This window comes from Streptomyces curacoi, from assembly GCF_001513975.1.
Lineage (GTDB): Bacteria > Actinomycetota > Actinomycetes > Streptomycetales > Streptomycetaceae > Streptomyces > Streptomyces curacoi.
Genome location: NZ_KQ947992.1, coordinates 248487 through 268206, shown reverse-complemented (window position 1 = coordinate 268206; position 19720 = coordinate 248487). Strand labels below are relative to the sequence as shown.

15 protein-coding genes, 2 tRNA genes and 2 pseudogenes are annotated in these 19720 nt (G+C 67.7%); 11 read left to right on the top strand and 8 right to left on the bottom strand.

Translation table 11 applies throughout. The features are described 5' to 3' along the window. Nucleotides 1–106: 106 nt before the first annotated feature. A complete protein-coding gene (locus AQI70_RS29345; protein WP_062155318.1) occupies nucleotides 107–565 on the bottom strand; it encodes a response regulator in 459 nt (152 codons plus the stop codon). 204 nt (nucleotides 566–769) lie between these two features. Between AQI70_RS29345 and AQI70_RS29340 the strand changes: the two genes are divergently transcribed. Next, a tRNA-Arg gene (locus tag AQI70_RS29340) sits at nucleotides 770–841 on the top strand. 524 nt (nucleotides 842–1365) lie between these two features. Further along, nucleotides 1366–2934, top strand: a complete 1569-nt coding sequence (locus AQI70_RS29335) for a restriction endonuclease (protein WP_244181877.1) — start codon at nucleotides 1366–1368, stop codon at nucleotides 2932–2934. A 207-nt stretch (nucleotides 2935–3141) separates the two neighbouring features. On the opposite strand, the gene AQI70_RS29330 is transcribed toward AQI70_RS29335, so the two are convergent. Beyond that, entirely contained in the window at nucleotides 3142–4446 is a 1305-nt protein-coding gene (locus AQI70_RS29330) for a tyrosine-type recombinase/integrase (protein ID WP_159042710.1), read from the bottom strand. Between the two features lie 227 nt (nucleotides 4447–4673). Here AQI70_RS29330 and AQI70_RS29325 point away from each other — a divergent pair, with 227 nt between their 5' ends. The 5 genes from AQI70_RS29325 to rox all read left to right on the top strand — a co-directional run bounded on the left by AQI70_RS29325 (nucleotide 4674) and on the right by rox (nucleotide 10827). Further along, entirely contained in the window at nucleotides 4674–4937 is a 264-nt protein-coding gene (locus AQI70_RS29325; protein WP_062155317.1) for a hypothetical protein, read from the top strand. Beyond that, the gene (locus tag AQI70_RS29320) at nucleotides 4934–5347 is read left to right on the top strand and encodes a PIN domain-containing protein (RefSeq protein WP_062155316.1); all 414 of its coding nucleotides are present in this window, start codon (nucleotides 4934–4936) and stop codon (nucleotides 5345–5347) included. Before AQI70_RS29325 ends, AQI70_RS29320 begins: the two co-directional genes overlap by 4 nt. Before the next feature lie 184 nt (nucleotides 5348–5531). Next, nucleotides 5532–8366 carry a TrlF family AAA-like ATPase gene (locus AQI70_RS39275; RefSeq protein WP_159042709.1) on the top strand — a complete coding sequence of 945 codons (2835 nt, stop codon included), beginning with the start codon at nucleotides 5532–5534 and terminating at the stop codon, nucleotides 8364–8366. 393 nt (nucleotides 8367–8759) lie between these two features. Further along, a tRNA-Arg gene (locus AQI70_RS39270) sits at nucleotides 8760–8837 on the top strand. Between the two features lie 562 nt (nucleotides 8838–9399). Then, entirely contained in the window at nucleotides 9400–10827 is a 1428-nt protein-coding gene (rox, locus tag AQI70_RS29305) for a rifampin monooxygenase (protein ID WP_062155311.1), read from the top strand. Nucleotides 10828–11020: 193 nt separating this feature from the next. On the opposite strand, the gene AQI70_RS29300 is transcribed toward rox, so the two are convergent. From AQI70_RS29300 to AQI70_RS29290, 3 genes and pseudogenes are all read right to left on the bottom strand, one after another. After that, the gene (locus AQI70_RS29300) at nucleotides 11021–12628 is read right to left on the bottom strand and encodes an MFS transporter (RefSeq protein WP_062155309.1); all 1608 of its coding nucleotides are present in this window, start codon (nucleotides 12626–12628) and stop codon (nucleotides 11021–11023) included. Nucleotides 12629–12946: 318 nt separating this feature from the next. After that, complete coding sequence (locus tag AQI70_RS29295; protein ID WP_062155307.1) at nucleotides 12947–13594, bottom strand: TetR/AcrR family transcriptional regulator; 648 nt, start codon at nucleotides 13592–13594, stop codon at nucleotides 12947–12949. A 73-nt stretch (nucleotides 13595–13667) separates the two neighbouring features. Beyond that, nucleotides 13668–14404, bottom strand: a pseudogene (locus AQI70_RS29290) (VOC family protein); the annotation flags it as partial. A gap of 3 nt (nucleotides 14405–14407) precedes the next feature. Here AQI70_RS29290 and AQI70_RS40960 point away from each other — a divergent pair. Next, a pseudogene (locus tag AQI70_RS40960) lies at nucleotides 14408–14506 on the top strand (hypothetical protein); the annotation flags it as partial. Between the two features lie 18 nt (nucleotides 14507–14524). Here AQI70_RS40960 and AQI70_RS29285 read toward each other — a convergent pair. Both AQI70_RS29285 and AQI70_RS29280 read right to left on the bottom strand, forming a co-directional pair. Next, nucleotides 14525–14716 (bottom strand): hypothetical protein, encoded by a 192-nt coding sequence (locus tag AQI70_RS29285; protein WP_062155305.1) that lies wholly within the window; start codon nucleotides 14714–14716, stop codon nucleotides 14525–14527. A 176-nt stretch (nucleotides 14717–14892) separates the two neighbouring features. Next, nucleotides 14893–15438 (bottom strand): ATP-binding protein, encoded by a 546-nt coding sequence (locus AQI70_RS29280; RefSeq protein WP_244181875.1) that lies wholly within the window; start codon nucleotides 15436–15438, stop codon nucleotides 14893–14895. Between the two features lie 198 nt (nucleotides 15439–15636). Between AQI70_RS29280 and AQI70_RS29275 the strand changes: the two genes are divergently transcribed. Together AQI70_RS29275 and AQI70_RS29270 are read left to right on the top strand one after the other, a co-directional pair. Next, the gene (locus tag AQI70_RS29275) at nucleotides 15637–15867 is read left to right on the top strand and encodes a DUF397 domain-containing protein (protein ID WP_037886644.1); all 231 of its coding nucleotides are present in this window, start codon (nucleotides 15637–15639) and stop codon (nucleotides 15865–15867) included. A gap of 134 nt (nucleotides 15868–16001) precedes the next feature. Next, entirely contained in the window at nucleotides 16002–16922 is a 921-nt protein-coding gene (locus AQI70_RS29270) for a helix-turn-helix domain-containing protein (protein ID WP_062155303.1), read from the top strand. Nucleotides 16923–16973: 51 nt separating this feature from the next. On the opposite strand, the gene AQI70_RS29265 is transcribed toward AQI70_RS29270, so the two are convergent. Next, entirely contained in the window at nucleotides 16974–17792 is an 819-nt protein-coding gene (locus AQI70_RS29265) for an SAM-dependent methyltransferase (RefSeq protein ID WP_062155525.1), read from the bottom strand. Nucleotides 17793–18174: 382 nt separating this feature from the next. Here AQI70_RS29265 and AQI70_RS29260 point away from each other — a divergent pair, with 382 nt between their 5' ends. Beyond that, a complete protein-coding gene (locus AQI70_RS29260) occupies nucleotides 18175–19719 on the top strand; it encodes an MFS transporter (protein ID WP_062155301.1) in 1545 nt (514 codons plus the stop codon). Nucleotide 19720: the final 1 nt, after the last annotated feature.

The window sequence follows — 19720 nt, the reverse complement described above, 5'->3', positions numbered from 1 at the left end:
TGGGGCGGGGGGCGCCTGCTCTGACTGCCGAGATTGCCGACTGCCGAGGCTGCCGACGCCGACGCCGACGGCAGCACTGCCGAGATCGTGCCGCCTTCCCCGGCTATCAGCCGCCGGCCCGCCCGGCGGCCTCTCCGGCCCCGAGGACGCCCCCCAGGACGGCCGCCGCGTCAGCGTCCATGTCCCCGCCCTCTGTCTGGCCCTCGCGCTCCCCGCCGCTCTTACTCTCCAGCAACTTCCGCACAAGGCTGACGAGTTCGGCGGGCTCGAAGGGCTTGGCCAGGAAGGCGTCCACGCCGACGTCGAGGCCGCTGTCGATCTCGTACTGGGTGCAGGCGCTGACGATGGCGAGGGGGAGATCACGAGTACGCGGGTCGGCACGCAGGCGTGCGGCGGTGCGCAGCCCGTCCAGCCTCGGCATGACCACATCCAACGTGATCAGATCGGGCCGCACCTGATGAACGACATCCAGACACTCGGCACCATCGGCCGCGGTCACGACCTCGAGCCCCTCCAGCTCGAGATTGACCCTGATCAGCTGCCGGATGACCTTGTTGTCGTCCACAACAAGCACCCGGCCCGACACGCCTGGCACAACTCGAGAGTAGGTCCGGACCGGCCACCGCGTCCGGGTTTTCCCCACTTCCACCCCGTGGGGGCGAGCCACCCCAGGTCGCACCCGGTGCCACCGCCCCGGAAACCCGTTCATGAACACCCCGCCAGAGCTGGTAGTGTTCTACCCGTCGCCGCCGAACGAGGCGCCCGACACGCCCCCGTAGCTCAGGGGATAGAGCAACGGCCTCCGGAGCCGTGTGCGCAGGTTCGAATCCTGCCGGGGGCACTCCGGATCAAGGCGCTGAACTGCAGAAATGCAGATCAGCGCCTTTCTTGTGCATGCCAAAACTGCAACGGCCAACTTGGCCGCGATCGCCCGATGCCCTAGGCGCCCTGACCTGCGGCTTCACAGCGCCGATCCGCTGAATTCCCATTTGTCCGATCCCATGGACTCGCTGCGTGTGGGACATGCGTGGGACGAACATACGTAAGCGGGAGTTCCCGCAAGAGATACACCTCGCCTCACCTGCACGTTTGCAGCCAAGACGGCGAGAAGAGCACCCGGCGCAGCAGGCCGTTTCACTTTTCTGGGTCGGAGTTCGCATCGGCCCGCTCAGGGGGTCGTTACTGCAGCCCGCCTGGACCGGCCGATGTTCGGGCTGGAGCTGATCGCGCAGGTTAACCCGTGGATCAGCCGGGGCAGTTCATGGCAGAGGATGCCTTCGGCAAGTACCTGCTGACGTCACCTACCCGGTGAGAGATACTGCGGAAGATTCCGACTGACGATCATGCACTGAGCTGGGGGAAACAGTGGCGGGCGGGAACGATCCTTACGCACGGGAGCTCGCGCGGCAGGCCAGAGAACGGGAGCGAGCTCGGAAGGCCGCCGAGGCCGACGCCAAGCGGAAGGCCCGTGAGGAGAAGCTCGCCCACGAAGCGGCCCGCGCCCAGGAAGCCGTCGACCGGACCAGCGTTGCCGAGAACGATGCCGAGCAACTCTCCAAACTCTTACGGACAGCCGTCCTGGAGAGACAACCGCTGACGTTCGATCGGCTGAAGCAGGAGTTCGTTCCCTCCTTGTTCGTGCCACCCAAGGGACGTACGAAAGCCGCACCCGTGCCGCGCTGGGAGGAGTACGAGCCGGAGGCACCACGTGGGCTGCTCGGCGCTCTCGGTTTCGGACGGCGCGGCTACGACGCGGAGGTCGAAGCCGCCCACAAGCAGTTCGACAGAGCGCTGCGGGACCATGCACGCGACGAGAAGAAGCGCGTCGAGAAGCTGGAAAATGCTCGCGCCCAACACGAGGAGCGCAACCAGGAAGAAGCCGCCCGGGTCGAGGCATGGAATACCGACCTCGAACAGCGGCGGAACGCATACCGGGACAGGGACGTCGAGGCCGTCGAGTGGTTCGCCGACCAGGTCTTGGCCGCCTCCGTGTACCCGCACAGCTTTCCCAAGGCCCATCAGGTCTCGTACCAGGCGGACACGGGTGACCTTCTGGTTGAGATCGACCTGCCACTGGAGGACGTGGTCCCAGCGGCCCGCTCATACCGGTACGTGAAGTCGCGTGACGAGATCACGCCTGTGCCGCGTTCAGAGAAAGAGTGCAAGGAACTGTACGCATCAGTCCTGGCTCAGACAGCTCTTCGCACCGTGCACGAACTCTTCGCCGCCGACACCGATGGCGTGATCCAGTCCATCGCCTTGAACGGACACGTGGCCACCATCGACCGCGCCACCGGGCGGAACGTCCATCCGTGCTTGATCACGCTCCAGACAGACAGAGACGAGTTCAGTCAGCTGGTCCTGACCCAAGTGGATCCGCGGGCCTGCCTGAAACGACTACGGTCACTGATCTCGCCGAACCCGTACGAGTTGGAGCCGGTGCGGCCGCTCGTCACGTTCGACCTGTCCAAGTTCCGGATCATGGACAGCCTGGACGTCGTGGCGGGCCTGGACAGTCGGCCCGTGCTGATCGACCTGACACCAACGGAGTTCGAGCATCTCATCAGGCAACTGTTCGAGGCCATCGGCCTGGACAGCGTGAATACCCAGCCCTCCAGGGACGAGGGTGTGGACGCGGTCGCAATGAACACTGACCCCGTGATGAAGGGGTTGTGCATCATCCAGGCCAAACGCACCAAGAACGTGGTTCCGTTCGAGACCGTCTCCGCGCTCGCCGGCGTGGTGGAACACAAACGGGCGGCCAAAGGCATCCTGGTGACAACCTCCTGGTTCGGCCGAGCCAGCGAAGCATTCGCCAACGAACACGGGCGCCTCGAACTCCTCGACGGAGCCAACCTGGTGCACCTGTTCAAGGAGCACATGAACCTCGATGTCATCCCGGGGCCTGTGCCTCCGAAACGACGCCCCAAGTAGGGGTCGAGCCCCAGGCACGGGGTGGGACGTCTCTACACCTCGCTACTGACGTACGCCCCGTACCCGGAAAGAAGTTGCTCTGGCTCTGGAGCAAGCTGCCCGCACCGGGTCCCTTCCCGCACTCCTCCCTACCTGGTGAGCGTCACCGGATCGGAAGCTCGGACTGTTGACCGCGACGAGTCAGCGAATGCACACGTTCTTCGCGCTCTATCGGTACTCGTTGAGCAGCGCCTCGATGCGCTGGTTAGCGACCGCCTGCCGTCCATACAGGCACTTGGCGTATCGAGTCATGAGGACCTCAACGCTGTTGCCGGCGCGTTCGGCGACCTCGGTGGGATCCACTCCGGCATTCAGCCAGGTAGACAGGGCCGAGTGGCGGAGGTCGTACGGGCGGGCCGCGAGTGGTGAGTCCGCCACATCGGGCGGGAGAGCAAGGTCACGGGCTTCATGCCAGACGCCGTAGTAGGTGCTGGAGCCCACGATGCCGCCATGCTCGTTGAAGAACAACCGTCCGTCCTCCGCAGTGCCGAAGGTCTGGATGCTCTCCCGCCACAGCGTCACCAACTCGGGCGGCAGCGGCACCGGTCGGGTGTCGCCCGGCGGGCGGCTCTTCAGACCGCGCTCGTCATGGAGACGTCCCGTGTCGGTCCACTTCTTGCCCGCCTGGGGCAGAGTGACGTGCAGGATCGCCCTGCCCCAACCCTCCGTAGGCAGAACGCAGTCCGGCAGGGACACTGCAACCGCCTCCGCAGGCCGCAATCCGGCGTAGTACATGCCAGCGAACAAGCCGACCAACCGCCGTCCGCGGGCACGCCGGTAGCCACCGGCGTAGGAGAGAGCACACAGCAGGGAGCGCGCCTGGGTAGGGTTGGCGACTACCCGTGGGTCGACCTGCTTGACGGTCTTGGTGATCCGCCAGTTGATGGGGGCCATCGGGTCGGTGCGGAGTCCGCCCTGCTCGATCGCGTACCGCACTGCGTTCACGAGGGTCATGCGCTTGTGTCTCTGGGTCTCGGCGGCTGCGATCGTGCCGTCCTGTTTCAGCTGCAGGGCTTGCATCACCGCCCGCATTACGACCGGGTCCATCAGGTCGACCAAGGGGCGTGACGCCCTCTCCACCCAGCGCAGAGCAAGCCGCACGTCGGCGGGCGCCATACGTGGCTCCGGCCGGGGCACGACGAACGCCCAGTCCCGAAGCGCCTGCCGCAGCAACTCGTCATTGGGGCGGCCTCGTACGTTCCGGAGCATCGCCTGGGTGATCGCGCACAGTGCATCGTTGGTCTCGTTGCGGGTTTTCGCCGCGACCTGCGGCCAGCGCATCTCCAGATAGCCGAGCGCGAAGTCGTACCAGCTGGTGGAGACCGAGCCCTGGCTTGTCCCCGCAGAGACCGACTCATCAGCGGCTCCCAGTCGAACCGCCCGGACCAGCGCGGCGCCGAGCTCGTCCGCTAGCGCCCTGACGTCCGCCGCACTTCCCGCGGAGGTGTTTCTGCTGGCCCGCGCTGCAATCACAGTCTTGCCACCACTTCTCCGTCTGGGAACGCCGTGTGTCTGCGATCCCGAACCCCTCATGACGTCCACCACCTCTCTGACCAGATGAACGCTTCGGGCCCAGGTTGCAGTGGCGCCCTCAGCGTCCTCGCCAGGTAACGCACAAGCCAACAAAGCGAGCCATAGGGGATCTCTCTGCCAGATGGGTTCCGACGCTCACTGAGGGGATGAGGGGTAGGATGAGTAGCATGAGTGAGCCTACCGGCAAGTATTCGATCACTATGCCGCGCGACATCGCCGAAGCCGCCAAGGCCCGCAGCGGCCCCTCCGGACTGTCCGCCTACGTGGCCGCCGCCGTGGCCCGTCAGATCGAACGCGACAATCTGAACGAGCTCATCCAGGTCGCCGAGGCCGAGCACGGGCCCGTCACGGACGAGGAGATCCAGACTCTCCGCGACCAGCTCCACCAGGCCCGGTTGGAGCAGACACAGGACGGGGCGAACGCCGCGTGACCCGCTCTCCCGCCGTCCCCGGCGGCACCCTCGTCCTGGATAGCGAAGGGCTGGCCAAGGCAGTGCTGCGCGATCGCACAGTCACCGGCTGGCTCGCCCTCGCACGCGCCGACGACCTGCGAGTGATCACCTCTGCGGCAACCCTCGTCGAGGTGGTCCACCCCCGGATCAACAGGCCGGCCCTGGAGTGGACACTGTCCCGCCTTGTCGTCGAACCGGTCACCGAACCCATCGCCCGCCACGCCGCTGCCCTCCTCGCCGACGCTGGCCTGCACGGCCACAAATACGCCATCGACGCCATGCTCAGCGCCACCGCACTCGCTGCCCCCGGCCCAGTCACGATCCTGACCTCCGACCCGGAGGACCTCACCGCCCTCTGCGGTGGACGCACCACCGTCATCAAGATTTGACTCCAGCACCCAGTGGGTTACGAACAACTATTCGACAACGTAGCGACGCTCGTTGAACGGCCACTCAGACCGCAGCAAGAAACGGGTGCCAATCCACAAAACAGATGACTCCTCCGTCTCGCATGTACCAGAATCCTTCTCAACTACGCCCGCGTGCTGAAGAGTTCGCGGCACCCGGTTGAGAGTGGTGATTACGGCGTCTCGTTGGTACAAGTGCGACCTTCAGGTCGCGACGCCCGCACACGAGTTTCGGTTGCCGGCTGGAAGCAGCTTTGACTTCTCCTCGCCGGAAGATCGTGCCGACTTCGCGGATCTTTACATGACCCGCCTGCGTGAACAAGGCATCGAAGTGATCGCCCTCGCCGACCACAACACCGGCGACTGGCTACCGGACATGCAGGCCGCAGGAGACCGCCACGGTGTCGTGGTCTTCCCCGGTGTCGAAGTTACGACCGCTTCTGGCGCCGATGGAGCACACGTCATCCTCATCGGCGATCTCGATCGAACGGCGCGGGACATCGACACGCTGCTCGCCCAAACGTGCGGGTTCAATGACGACCACCCCCGCTTCAACCCTGCAACCAATCAGCCCGCATCAGCAGGGCACACCCTCTGCCAGATCCTTGATGATCTACCGGATCAGTGGCTTGCGATCGCTCCCCATGCTCTTACGGACAACGGCATCGCGTCTGAAAAGACACTCAAAGGCGACCTCCGCTGGAAAGCTCTGCATCACGACAGGCTCGGCGCAATTGACCCCGGCAACGTCCAGCCCGAACGCTTGCGGTCTGGATCTTGGAATGCACGGTTCCTCAGCCGCACTCTCGACCACCTACCGTGCCTCAGTCGCCTGCCCTTCGTTGCCACATCCGACGCTTACTGTCTCGAGGATTTGGGACGTAGGTTCACCTGGATCAGGATGGACCAACCCTCGAAAGAGGCCCTGCGGCAAGCTTTCCTCGACCACGAGGCACGCATCATCCCCAGCTGGGACGCGCGTCTTACGGCAAATCCAGACCCCAATGTCGTCAACCACGCTTGGGTCGAACGAGTCAACCTGGGCGGCATTCTCGGCAACTCGGCGCCCCCCCTTGCTGTGTCATTCGATCCTCGGCTGAATGTCGTGATCGGAGGACGGGGGTCGGGCAAGTCGACACTCGTGGCAGCACTACGTCAGCTGTACGGGCGTCTGGACGGGCTGCCTTCCGGTATCGAACAGGAGGCACGCGCCTTCGTCGAGGGCGTCTTCAGCGCAGCAGAGTTGTCGGCCGACCATCGCATCGCGATCTCTCGAGAGCAGTACACGGCAAGCTGGACATCTGCCAGCCATTCACAGACACCGCTAGCCGGCCGGCCGCTTCCCACGCGTTTTCCCATGCGTATCTTCAGCCAGAAGGAGCTCTTTGAGCGGACGGCGCACGACCGTCATGATCGATTCGCCGCTTCTCGGCATCTGTTCAGCCTGGTCGATGATGCCTTGAAAGCAAACTCTGATTCTCCCGACGCATACGAGACAGAGTTGCAGTCGGCGCTGACCAACTGTCTGACCAGCGTGGCTGAGCGGCTCAATGCCGAATCCCGCCTGGCTCAGCGCCCCACTCTCGAAGCACGGCACACAGAGCTTTCGAAGCAGGTTGCCGCCTTCGGCGACACTGAAAGCCAAGGTAAGCGTCACGCGAGTGAGTCAATCGTACGGGAGCACGCACAGCTCGCGGCGACAACGTCACGGTTCAACCAGGCTCTCGACGAGCTGTTGGCCAGTGCGTTGAAGCGTTTGGGATCTGCACTCCCAACGCCCTCGTCACCGCCATCCGAAGCCGTCACTCCCTTCTACGCCGAACTTGAACAGATCCGTGCCCAGTTGGATCACAGCCTCCGGGCAACCGTCGCCGAGGCGATTCACGTTCTCGAAGACACCCGTGCGAATCAGCAAGGAGGTGAGTGGGCGACAGCGGTAGCCGAAGCAGAGCAGGAGATCCTCGCCTTCCAGGAGCACATGAACCGCCTGGGGATCGATCCGACGGCGTATCTCACACTCACTGAGGCTTTGAATGGTGTCTCTGAGAACCTGCACGCTCTCGAAGAAACCGCCCGCGCACTTAACGGACTCCTAGACGCTGAAGAATCAGCTTGGGCCGAATTGCAACACGTTCATGAGCGCCGTCGTCGCCGCCGGGAAAAGCTCTTGCTCGAAGTAGAACAGCGCAGCGGGTCCCTGCGGTTCACGATAACCCCATACGGGAATTCCAGCGGCTGGTGCAGAGAGGTTCGCGAGCTCCTTAGTATTCGTGCCGACGGCTACGTAGAGGATGTTCCCGCGCTGGCGACATGGCTTTGGGAAGGTCCACCAGAGTCCCAATCAGATCGCCTGGACCTCTGGCGACGCAGCGTCCTCAGCGGGACGTTCGGGGACATGAAACATCTGGTCAACTGTAAGTCAGCCTGGTGGAACAAGCTCGCAAATCTCGAGCCGACGCAACGTATCCGCCTCTCCATGGTCTGCCCGGACGACGTGGTGATCATGTACTTCTTGCGCGACGGCGGGAAGCGAGAGAACTCACACGACTGGCAGCCCGTCACCACCGGTTCTCCCGGCCAGCGAAGTGCCGCGATGTTGAGCTTCGTCCTCCATCACGGCACCGAACCTCTCGTACTCGATCAACCCGAGGACGACCTCGACACGGCATGGATCTCGCAGCTCATCGTTCCAGAGATCCGCAAGAGTCGCTGGAGGCGTCAGGTCATCGTCATCACCCACAACGCCAATATCCCCGTCAACGCTGACGCCGAACGCGTCATCGTCCTTGAGAACAATGGCACCTCCATCCGAGTAAAGACGAGTATGGAGCCAGACCCCACAGGCTCTCTGCAAGAGGTCGAGCATTCGGGCCCCATCGAAGTAACCCGGGTGCGACGAGACATACAAGATATCCTCGAAGGTGGAACGGAGGCGTTCATGTCCCGAGAACGGCGCTACAACAATGAACTGAATACCTATCGTGCTGCACTTCGGGGCTGATCCGGGGAAGCAGTCACTCTCATGGGAGCCGAGCGGGGCCGCGCGGCGATCTTCACCTGACACAGTCCGCGATTTGGTTCACGCAGGGCTAACTCGGCGTCAGCTCCGGCAGTTGGTGCTCGGGCTCGTGTCGGACCCGCCGCGCATGAACTGCCACGGCTATCGCCGAGTGGGTCGGGAAAGACACCTGGGACGGTGTAGACCAAGTGGAACGCCCGTCCAGCCGCCAGTCACCTTCCGCACCCCCACCGCCCGACTCCATAACGGCGCCCAATCAGGAGGCGGCCGGGACCACTCTGACCCTGACGCCACCCGCGAACAAGGATGACGAATAAGACATTTCTTCTTTGTGGGCTATTTGTGGGACGACGGGCCTGACGAGACGTCAGGAATGCCCCTGACCTGGGAAAACGCACGGGAAGCCGATGGCCTCCGGAGCCGTGTGCGCAGGTTCGAATCCTGCCGGGGGCACCCCTTCTGAGGTGCCTAAAGACCCCGTGATCAGTGGAAACGCTGAGTGCGGGGTCTTCGTGTATGTGCAGCCATGTGCCGCTGCTATTCAGCGGCGCCGAGTTGTGCGACGACACGGCCCAGTCCGCGTCGCGACGTCGCATCTCCTGTGCGTGCCCCGTCACGGCCTCGAACTCTAAGTGTCACGAGCATCCCCGCAGCCAGGCACTACGTCCTTGATCTCGTCCGCGATAGGTGATCCGTGACGGGGCCGTCGAAGTCAAAGAACGCTGCCAGTGTGCTGCCGAGGAGCTGCCTCCGGGAGACGGCGGAAGGAGGCGGCGGCGGAAGAGGGCCCTAAAAGGGAAAGGCAAGGAGGTCACCTACTCCCTGCCACTCTCAACCTATAGCGCACCGGGGGGCTTGCGGCAAGGCCCGGGGGGTGGCGCAGAATCGTCGGCCTTGGGCGGGAGCGGTGGACATCGGGGGTTGGTGAAGTGCGTGGGCTTGGCTGGTGCAGGGGGCTCGTGGGGACGCCAGTGCCGGGCGTCGGGGTGGGGTCTTGGGGAATGAGGGGGATTGGATGACTGACGTGATCGTTGTCGGCGGTGGGCCGACCGGATTGATGCTGGCCGCTGAGTTGCGGCTGCACGGTGTGCATGTGGTCGTGGTGGACAGGGAACCGGCGCCGACTCCGGTTGTCCGCGCGCTCGGTCTGCATGTGCGCAGTATCGAGGTGATGGACCAGCGCGGGCTGCTGGAGCGGTTCCTTGAGCATGGGCGGCAGTATCGGGTCGGTGGTTTCTTCGCCGGTCTCGCCGCCACCTGGCCCGAGCGGCTGGACACCGCGCATTCGTACGTCCTTGGAATCCCGCAGACCATTACGGATCGCCTGCTGGCCGAGCATGCCGTCGAGCTGGGCGCCGAGATCCGGCGTGGCTGCGAGCTGGTCGGGCTGAGCCAGGACGAGGACGGGGTGACCGCCGAGCTGGCCGATGGCACGCGGCTGCGCTCGCGCTACCTCGTCGGCTGCGACGGCGGGCGCAGCACGGTGCGCAAGCTGGTGGGCGTCGGCTTTCCCGGCGAGCCCGCCAGGGTCGAGACGCTGCTGGGCGAGATGGAGGTGGGCGTCGAGCCGGAGACAGTGGCCGCCGTGGTGGCCGAAGTCCGCAAGACCCAGAAGCGGTTCGGCCTCGGGGCTCTGGGGGACGGGGCGTATCGCGTTGTGGTACCCGCCGAGGGGGTGTCCGAGGACCGTACGGTTCCGCCGGCTTTCGAGGAGTTCAAGCGGCAGCTGCGGGCGTTCGCCGGTACCGACTTCGGCGTGCACTCACCGCGCTGGCTGTCCCGGTTCGGCGACGCCACCCGGCAGGCCGAGCGCTACCGGGTCGGCCGGGTGCTGCTGGCCGGTGACGCGGCGCACATCCATCCGCCGACCGGTGGGCAGGGGCTCAACCTCGGGATCCAGGACGCTTTCAACCTCGGCTGGAAACTTGCCGCCGAGGTGGGCGGCTGGGCGCCGGAGGGGCTGCTGGACAGCTATCAGGCGGAGCGGCATCCGGTGGCCGCCGACGTGCTGGACAACACGCGCGCGCAGATGGAGCTGATGTCCACCGAGCCGGGTCCCCAGGCGGTACGCCGACTGCTGGCGGAGCTGGTGGAGTTCGAGGACGTGAACCGGTACCTGATCGAGAAGATCACCGCGATCGGAGTCCGCTACGACTTCGGGGAGGGGCATGAACTGCTCGGCCGGCGGATGCGGGACGTGAAACTGAAGCGGGGGCGCCTCTATGAGCTGATGCGCGGCGGTCGGGGGCTGCTGCTCGACCAGACCGGCCGGCTCTCGGTGGCCGGTTGGGCGGACCGGGTCGACCATGTCGTCGATGTCAGCGAGGAACTGGACGTGCCCGCGGTTCTGTTGCGGCCGGACGGCCATGTGGCGTGGGTGGGTGAGGATCAGCGGGATCTGCTCGGCCGACTGCCCAGGTGGTTCGGCGCTGCCGTCGGCTGAGCCTGGTGCCGGATCGAGCGTACGGGGCTGGCCGTACGCCGTACGCCGTACGGCGTCCACGAACGGCCCGGGATCGGCGCGACGACCGTGGCACAGCGGCCTCGGTCGTCGCGTACTCGCCGTAGAGCGCCGAACTCCGGGAAGGGGAGGTCGCGTTCGAAAGTATCGTGCCCCTCCCCGCCCCCCATCGTCCTCAGGACGCGCTGACGCGCTCCCTCTCCGCCTCCGGCGTCTCCCGCCGAGCGGACTTCCCGGCGCGCCCGCGGCCCGGCAGTACGGCGAGGACGATCATCGTCCCGGCGGCCATGATGATTCCGCCGACCAGGCTGGTCTGCGCGACGCTGTGGGCGAAGGACTCGTGGACCGCGTCGATCAGGCCCTGGGCCTGCTGGGCGCCGCCGGCGGGGTTCTTCGCGACCTCCTGGGCCACCGCCAGGCCGCCGCCCACCGAGTCCTTCGCCGTCTCCAGCGCGGCGGGCGGGAGGTTGCCCGCCACCAGGTCCGTCAGCTTGTCACGGTAGGCGGTGCCGAGGAGTGAGCCGAGGATCGCGATGCCCAGGGCGCCGCCCAGCTCCAGGGCGGTGTCGTTGGCGCCGCCGCCCACGCCCAGTTCGGACTCGGGGAAGGAGCCCATGATGGTGTCCGTGGCCGGGGACACGCTCAGGCCGATCGCGAAGCCCAGCATCAGCAGGGGTGCCAGGAAGTCGGTGTACGTCGAGTCCGACTGGATGCGGGTGAGCAGGAAGACGCCCGCCGTGCCGATCGCCATGCCGGTGACGACCATGGCCTTCACGCCCAGCTTCGGCGTCAGCCACCCGGTCACCGCGGCGCCGGCGAAGACCGCGCCGGCCAGCGGCAGCAGTCGTACGCCGGTCTCCAGCGCGCCGTGGCCGAGGACGAACTGCAGGTACTGGGTGGCGTAGTAGATCGCGCCGAAGGTGCCGAAGAAGAAGAACAGCACCGCGAGCATGGAGCCGCTGAACGGGCGCTGGGCGAACTTGCGTACGTCCAGCATGGGGTGCGGGTGGCGCAACTCCCAGGCGACGAAGGCCAGCAGGCCCACTCCCGCGACGACGGCGGCGATGACCGGACCGGTGCCCCAGCCGAAGTGCGGGCCCTCGATGGTCGCGTAGACCAGGGAGCCGACGGAGACGATGGAGAGCAGACCGCCCACGTAGTCGATACGGCCCATGCCCTGCGCCCTGGACGGCGGCACCAGCACCAGCGCGCCGATCACCGCCGCGACGGCGATGGGGACATTGATCAGGAAGGTCGAGCCCCAGGCGTGGTCCTCCAGCAGCCAGCCGGCGACCAGCGGGCCGACGGCGATGGCGAGGCCGGAGGTGGCGGTCCAGGCCGTGATGGCCTTGGCTCGCTCGGACCTCGGGAAGATCGCGACCAGCAGGGACAGCGTGGCCGGCATGACCACGGCGGCGCCGACGCCCATGATCGCGCGGGCCGCTATGACCAGTGCGGTCTCGTCGACCAGGCTGCCCATCACAGAGCCGCCCGCGAAGATCACCAGGCCGGTGACGAGCGCGCCGCGGCGGCTGTACTTGTCGCCGATCGCGCCCAGCACCAGCATCAGCGCGGCGTACGGGACGGTGTAGCCGTCGATGACCCATTGCAGGTCGCTGCTGCTGAGGCTCAGGTCCTTGGTCATGTCGGGCGCGGCCACGATCAGCGAGGTGTTCGCCATGACCACGATCAGCAGGCTCAGGCAGAGCACCAGCAGGGCCCACCAGCGCCTGGAGTACGGCCTGGTCATCTTCTCGACGGGGGTGTTCGCGAGCAAGGGCATCGGGGCTCCAAGTGGGAAGCGGGAGGAAGCGCGAGTGAGTTAATTGCCCATCGATGTGCAGGCTAGTTTATTGCTCAGTGGCGTGCAAATAGTGCTGGAGGGCGTTCGGGCGAGGGGCGGGTAGCCGGGTCCGAGAAGGTCGGGGCATCCGGTCCGCCGAGGTTCAGTGCGCTTCTCGTGGCCCGGGGACGCGCCGGTGCCGTGGCTGGTCGCTCACTCCCGGTGCCGACGGGTTCCGTCGGGAGCGGGCGGGAAACATGCCGGGATGTCCGGCGTCACGCGCCGGGGGCCCTGTCCAGGGCCGTGACGTGGGAGGGCTCAGCCCTCGGGCGTGGTCTGCGCGGTGATCGTGGCGGCGACGGCGTCGACCACGGCACACGCCTGCTTCTCCGGAACACCGGCCGCGATGAGCGTGGCGACGGCCACTCGGGTCCCGTCGTCCTCCAGCGCCCCGGTGTTGACCTCCTCCAGCAGGGCGATCGTCATCGCTTCGAGGCCGGCGCTGAGCACCGCGGGCGGCAGGTGGGTGTGGAAGACGCCGGCCCGCTGGCCGCGCTCCAGGATGGCCGTGGCCTCGTCGCGGGCGGGCCTGAGGATCTCGCCCACGCGTTCCGCGCCCAGGTCGTGCCGGGCCAGGGCGAGGAGCATGCGGTAGCGGTCGCCGACCGGCCAGATCGACAGCACGAAGTGCGCGAGGGCCCGTTCGGCCGGTTCCGACGGCTGCACCGCGGCCGCCGTCGCGCCCCGGAGGCTTTCGGCGGCTTCCTCGGCCAGCGCCTCCAACAGCGCCGCCCGTCCGGGGAAGTGGCCGAAGAGGGTGCGTCGTACGACACCGGAGGCCCGCGCCAGCTCTTCCAGGGTGATGTCGGGGTTCCGCCCGAGTTCACGGCGTGCCGTGGCCAGGATGCGCGCCCGGTTGGAGCGCGCGTTGCGTCGCTGCGGCTCGCGGGCGACGGGCTTGGTCACGGAGCTACCTCAAGGGGTCACGGCGGCGAACTGGGGGGCGGAGCGCTCGGCGTGCCCATTCTGACATGCGGGATCACCGCAGGGTCCGGAGCCGGATACGACCGCCGGACCGGCCCCCGTCGTGGTGCGCCGGTGCTCGGTCGTCGGGGATGCCGGCGCCGCTGAGAGCGGGAACGGTGGCCTCCGGGCGGGCCAGGGAACGGGCACCGAGCCGGAACTGGTCGAGCCTGTCGTGATCGTCCGGCCGACCGGCCGGTGGCCCCAGACGCTGATGCCCTGGTGGGTGCCGGGCTCCCAGGTGCTCTCGTCGACGACGACGGGGTTCCAGCCGACCTCCCGCTCGAAGCCCGAGGGGGTGCGGGCGTAGGAGGAGAGCTCCTTGTCGTTGGTGTGCTGCCCGACGGTGAGGGCCATGTCGAAGCCGAGTTCGTGCACGCGCTCATGGCTGCGGGCCAGGTCGTCGAGGCTCGCGGCCTGGATGTTGAGGTGCTGGACCCGGGTGCGGACCGGGTCGACCGGCAGGCCCCGGACGGCGGCGACGGCGATGGAGTGGCGGCGTTCGTTGACGCGCAGGAAGCGGATCCTGAGCTTGACGCCGCTGATGGTCTCGTCGATGCAGTCCGTGAGGCGGGCGTCGCGGGCGTCGAAGACCGTGTCGTAGTAGCCGCGCACCAGCGTGGGCCTGGTCGAGGTGAGGGCGACATGGCCCATGCCCGCGTCACCGGTCACCCAGCCGGAAACGAGCATCCGCAGGGGCTCGGAGGAGGTGAGGAGGGTGGTGCAGATCTCCTGCGTGATGCCCTTGGGGCCGGCCTCTTCCCGCTGAGCCGGCGGGGCATGGTCGGCGGCCAGGAGGACATGATCACCGACATCGCGCTGGACCTGGTCGCCGGCGCGGGTGGCGCGGCCTGACCGCCCGGGGACGGCCGCCTATCCGAAGTCGGCCTGGGGCTGGTGCCCCGTCGGCCCGTCCCAGGTGTCCGCTTCGCCGCCGAGTAGATCCGCCGCCTGGTCCTGGGTGTGCGCGGCCGCCATCTGGGCCTCCGCCACGACGTCTCCGCGTTCCCGCACCAGGTCCTCGTAGATCGGCAGGTGAACGTTTTCGGCCGGACTGCGCGTCACAATGCCGATCCTTTCGCTGGTCGGAGCCGTCGGGCTCGGTGAGTCGGACAGGGGTCCCATGCCCGAGCCACAAATACAACACAGCAGAAGGAACGTAGTTGAGGAGAAACCGTGACTCCGGTGCGCCCATCATGAAAATGTCCCGTGCGTGTCGGGAGCAAAGGGCCGCCGGTGGATCAGGCCTGCCGGCCCGTCGGCAGCATGGCCCACACGGTCTTGCCCGCGGGCGGGCGCCGGGTCCAGCCCCAGTGCTCGGACAGGGCCTCGATGATGCGCAGTCCGCGGCCGTGCTCGTCGAAGGGGTCGCCGGCCTGCGGGTACACGGGCGGGCTGGAGCTCGGGTCGGCGACGGCGCAGACCAGGTGGGCGGGCCGCAGGCTGAGCTTCAGCCATACGTCGGCCTCGCCGTCGGCCGGGGACTGCGGTACGGCGTGCAGTACGGCGTTGGCGGCCAGTTCGGTGACCACCATCAGGGCGTCGGCGCTGCAGTGGCCCAGCGCCCAGCCGTCAAGGGTGCGGCGGACGAAGTCACGGGCCTGGCCGCAGCCTTGCTCACCGACGAGGCGCAGGGCGGCGGAACGGGGCGACGTGCGCGGGGCCTCGGGTCTGGTGACATGGCGCCGCCCAGGAGTGTCGGGGCGCGCTTCCGCCGGTGCGGCCCAGTGCGCGAGTGGCGCAGCGCTGCCGGGCAGTCGTAGCCCTTCGTACGCAGGTAAGGACACAACGCCTCCCTGATTCATGGTCAGGATCCGGCGTCTGCGCTGCAGTTGACGCCAAGGGCTATTATCCACGCCGACGGCGCCTCCGTGCAATTTCACGGGAAATTGCGCGAGTGGTGTCGACGCAGAGCACGTGGTGCGGTCCGAGCCCCGTGGGGCGGCGGGGCGTGCGCGTGGCGGAACGTGAGCAAGGAGAGTGCAGTGCCAACAGCACGGAACGGCGTACGGGCAAGCTCGTTGGGCGTCCGCTGGATCAAGAGCCGGCACAGCAACGCCGAGGGCAACTGCGTGGAGGTGGCCAGCCTGGGCGACGGCAGCGTCGCGATGCGCAACTCCCGCGATCCCGAGGGGCCGGCCCTCGTCTACACACCGGCCGAGATCGCGGCCTTCCTGGCGGGCGCGAAGGAGGGTGAGTTCGACCATTTGGTGTGACCCGGGGCCCCTGGCCTGAGGTCAACGCCCTGCGGGAACCGGAAGTTGGGCACCCACTTCCATCGGTTCCGGCGGCACGAGGCGGCGGGATGCGATAATGCGGTCTGTCGTATGCCGGTCTACGGGGAGTCAGGATGTCCGCGGAGTCACCTCGCATCTCCCGCCTCGAACCGTATCTGCACCGGACCGAGCCCGCGCCGACCTTGCTGAAAATGGTGGTCGGCGTCCAGTTGGCGGGCATCCGTGAGGACTGCGGCCTCTCCCAGGACCAGGCGGCGCGTGCCGTGGGGTTCAGCCCGGCGAAGCTGTCGCGCATCGAGGCGGGCAAGGGCCGCCGGCCGCCCACCGAGGCCGACGTCCGCGCTCTGCTGGAGTTGTACCGCGCCGACGACTACGCGGCCTCGGTGCTGCTGCAGTTGCTGCGGCGCGCCGGTGAGCCGGGGTGGTGGCAGCGCTATGACAAGAGGCTGATGCCGGAGTGGTTCGACCGGCTGGTCGGACTGCAGGAGGCCGCGACGGCCATCCGTACCTTTGAACTCCAGTACGTGCCCGGCCTGTTGCAGACCGAGGACTACACCCGGGCCGTGGTGGAGCGCGGGCTGCCCTCGGCGCCGGACCGCGAGGTGCGGCGGCGGGTGGAACTGCGGATGCGCCGACGGGAGCTGCTGCACCGCCCGGACGCGCCCCGGCTGTGGGCGATCGTCGACGAGTCGGTGCTGCTGCGGGTGCTGGGCAGCCGCGAGGTGATGCGCGAGCAGCTCGAACACCTGGAGGAGATGGCCCGGCTCCCCCATGTGACGGTGCAGATCGTGCCCCTGGACGTGACCAACGCCTCCGCGCCCGCGATCCCCGTCACCTATCTGCGCTTCGGCGGCGTCGACCTGCCCGACGTGGTCTATCTGGAGCACCTCAGGAGCGCCGCCTTCCTGGAGGACCAGGACGAGACGGAGGAGTACCGGATCGCTCTGGACCGGCTGGGCGACGAGGCTCTCAACCCGCGCGAGTCCCTGCAGCGACTGCGCGAGACGAAGGCGCGGTACTCCGCCGCGCCCTAGCGCCTCGCCTGTCGGAGCGGTACTCCCCCGTCCCTCGGCTTCGGCACTCTCCTACCGGAGCCGGCCCACGCCGCCGAACTCGATCCACTCCTGGGTGAGCTGGCGGGGCGCCACCTCGCTGTCGGGACGCCAGGTGGACACCTCCACCAGCCCCGGCTCCAGGATGTCCAGCCCCTCGAACCACTCGGCGACGTCCTTCTCCTCACGCACCCGGCCCCAGTGCCCCTGGGTCACCTGGTCCATGAAGTTGGTGACGAACTCGCGGACCTCGGCGTCCTCGCTGACCAGCTGGCACATGACCATGAAGCTGCCGGGGACGAGCCGTTCGGCCACGCGGCGGGACACGGTGAGGGGGCCGTCGGTCTCGCTGTCGGGGATGCAGTGGAACACCGAGTTGAACAGCACGGCCACCGGCTGCGAGAAGTCGATCAGGCGCTCGGTGTCGGCGTGGGAGAAGATGCCGTCGGTGTCGCGCATGTCGGCGTGGATGACGGCGGTGTTCTCGTTCTGCTCCAGCAGGGCGCGGCCGTGGACCAGGACCATCGGGTCGTTGTCGACGTACACCACGCGCGAGGAGGGGTCGACGGCCTGCGCGACCTGGTGGACGTTGTTCTGGGTGGGCAAGCCGGAGCCGTGGTCGAGGAACTGCCGGATGCCGTAGTCCTCGGCCAGCGTCCGGACGACCCGCTGCAGGAAGCGCCGGTTGTTCAGCGCGAGGGCGCGGGTGCTGGGGACGACCTTGTCCAGCTGTTCGCAGGCGGCTCGGTCGGAGGCGTAGTTGTCCTTGCCCCCGAGGTAGTAGTCGTACATGCGCGCGGCGGTCGGAACCGTGGCATCGATCGACGTGGACAGCTGCTTTCCAGGCTCCATCGCATCCCCCAGGGGCAGGCCGGCCGAGGAGATCACCTCGCCGACAACCCATCCTAGGGAGACGGAAGTTGCCGGGCCAGTCCGTCGGTCAACCACCAAGGGACGACCACCCTTGCCGGGGAGGACGCGGACGGCCGCCGTTGGCGGAGAAGCGGCGGAAGTGTCCGGAGAGGCCCTCACCCGTCCCGGATGTCGTTGTGTCGTCAATTGTTCGTAGGTGCCTACGAGGCGCTGCCGTTCGGGGCCCGTCAGCCAGCGGGCCGCACCGTCGTGGCTCGGCATCCGTGAGGGCTTCTCGGCCGCCTTTCATGATCGGGCTGTGCGCGACGCCGCTTCGAACTAAGGTTCTTGACCGGAAGCCACATTCGACGGGGGTACGCACGTGGCCGATTCGGCGCGCTCGCTCGACGACACCGCGCGGGACGGGGGGAAGCCGGGCCGGTTCGCCGGTATGGGCCCCTTCATGCTCGTCTGGAGCGGACAGGCGATATCCCTGGTCGGCAATTCCGTCCTGCGGTTCGCGTTCGTCTTCGAGACCTGGTCGGCCACCGGCCGGGCCACGGCGTTGACCACCCTGTCGCTGTGCGCGCTCCTGCCGCAGGTGCTGCTCAGCCCGCTCGCCGGCGCCCTCGTCGACCGGCTCGCCCGGCGTACGGCGCTGCAGCTCGCGGACGGCGGCGGACTGCTGGTCGTGGCGCTGCTGAGCGTCCTGCACTTCACCGGCGGGCTGCACACCTGGGAGGTCTACGCGGCCGTCGTGCTGCTCGGCTCGGCCGCCGCCTTCCAGTTCCCGGCGCTGGGCGCCGCCGTGCCGATGCTGGTGGACAAGGGCCAACTCCAGCGGGCCAACAGTCTGCTGGCCAGCGCCAAGAGCACGGCGGACGTCGGCGGTCCGGCGCTGGGCGGCCTCCTGGTGGCGTTCTCCGGGCTCGGTTTCATCCTCGTCGCCGACCTGGTGAGCTTCGCCCTCGCGCTGGCCGCCATCCGGGTCGTACGGCTGCGGGGGGACACCGGTCCCGGGAAGGAGCCGGGCGGCCGGGCGCGGGGGAAGCTCGTCGCCGAGGCCGTCGAGGGGCTGCGCTTTCTCTTCCGGTATCCGAGCCTGCGCGATCTGATGCTGGCCTTCTGTGTGGTCAACCTGGTCATGGTCTTCGGCTTCGCCGCCGTACAGCCCATGGTGCTGGCCCGGTCCGGCGGTGAGACGTCGGCGCTGGCGAGCGTCAACACCGCGATCGGTGTCGGGGGGATCGCGGGCGGGCTGCTGATGGCCGCCTGGAGCGGGCCGCGCAACCGGGCCCGGGGCATGCTGCTCGGGATCATCGGTATGTGCCTGTCCGCGCAGGTGGCCATGGCGCTGGCGGGCGGGGTGGTCGGCTGGTGCGCGGCCATCCTGGTGGGCGCGGCGCTCATGCCGATGATCAACGGCGTGATGCAGGCGATCGTGCAGACCAAGGTGCCCCAGGAGTGGCACGGCCGGGTCTTCGGCGCCGTGATGTTCCTGTCGCAGCTCTCCGTCCCGCTGGCGACCGCGGTCTCCGGGCCGCTGGCCGACCATGTCTTCGAACCGCGGGCCGAGGCCGGCACGGGCGTGTTCGTGGTGCTGGGGCCGCTCGTCGGCGACGGGCCGGGCAGCGGGATGGCCGCCATGCTGCTGATCGCCGGCCTGTGCGGCATCACCGTCGCGGTGCTGAGCATGACCCGGCGCACGGTACGTGAGATCGACACGCTGCTGCCCGACGCCGATGCCGAGCCGGGCGGGGGCGGTACCGGTGACGGGGGCGGTACGGGTGACGGGGACGCTACGGGTGACGGGGGCGGCGCGGCGGCCGGGAAGGCCGTGACCACCGACGGCTCCGGGCGCCCCGGCGATCCCGAGGACCCGGCGCACCCCGACAACCCCGAGACCAGAGAACTCGTGGAGGGCTGAC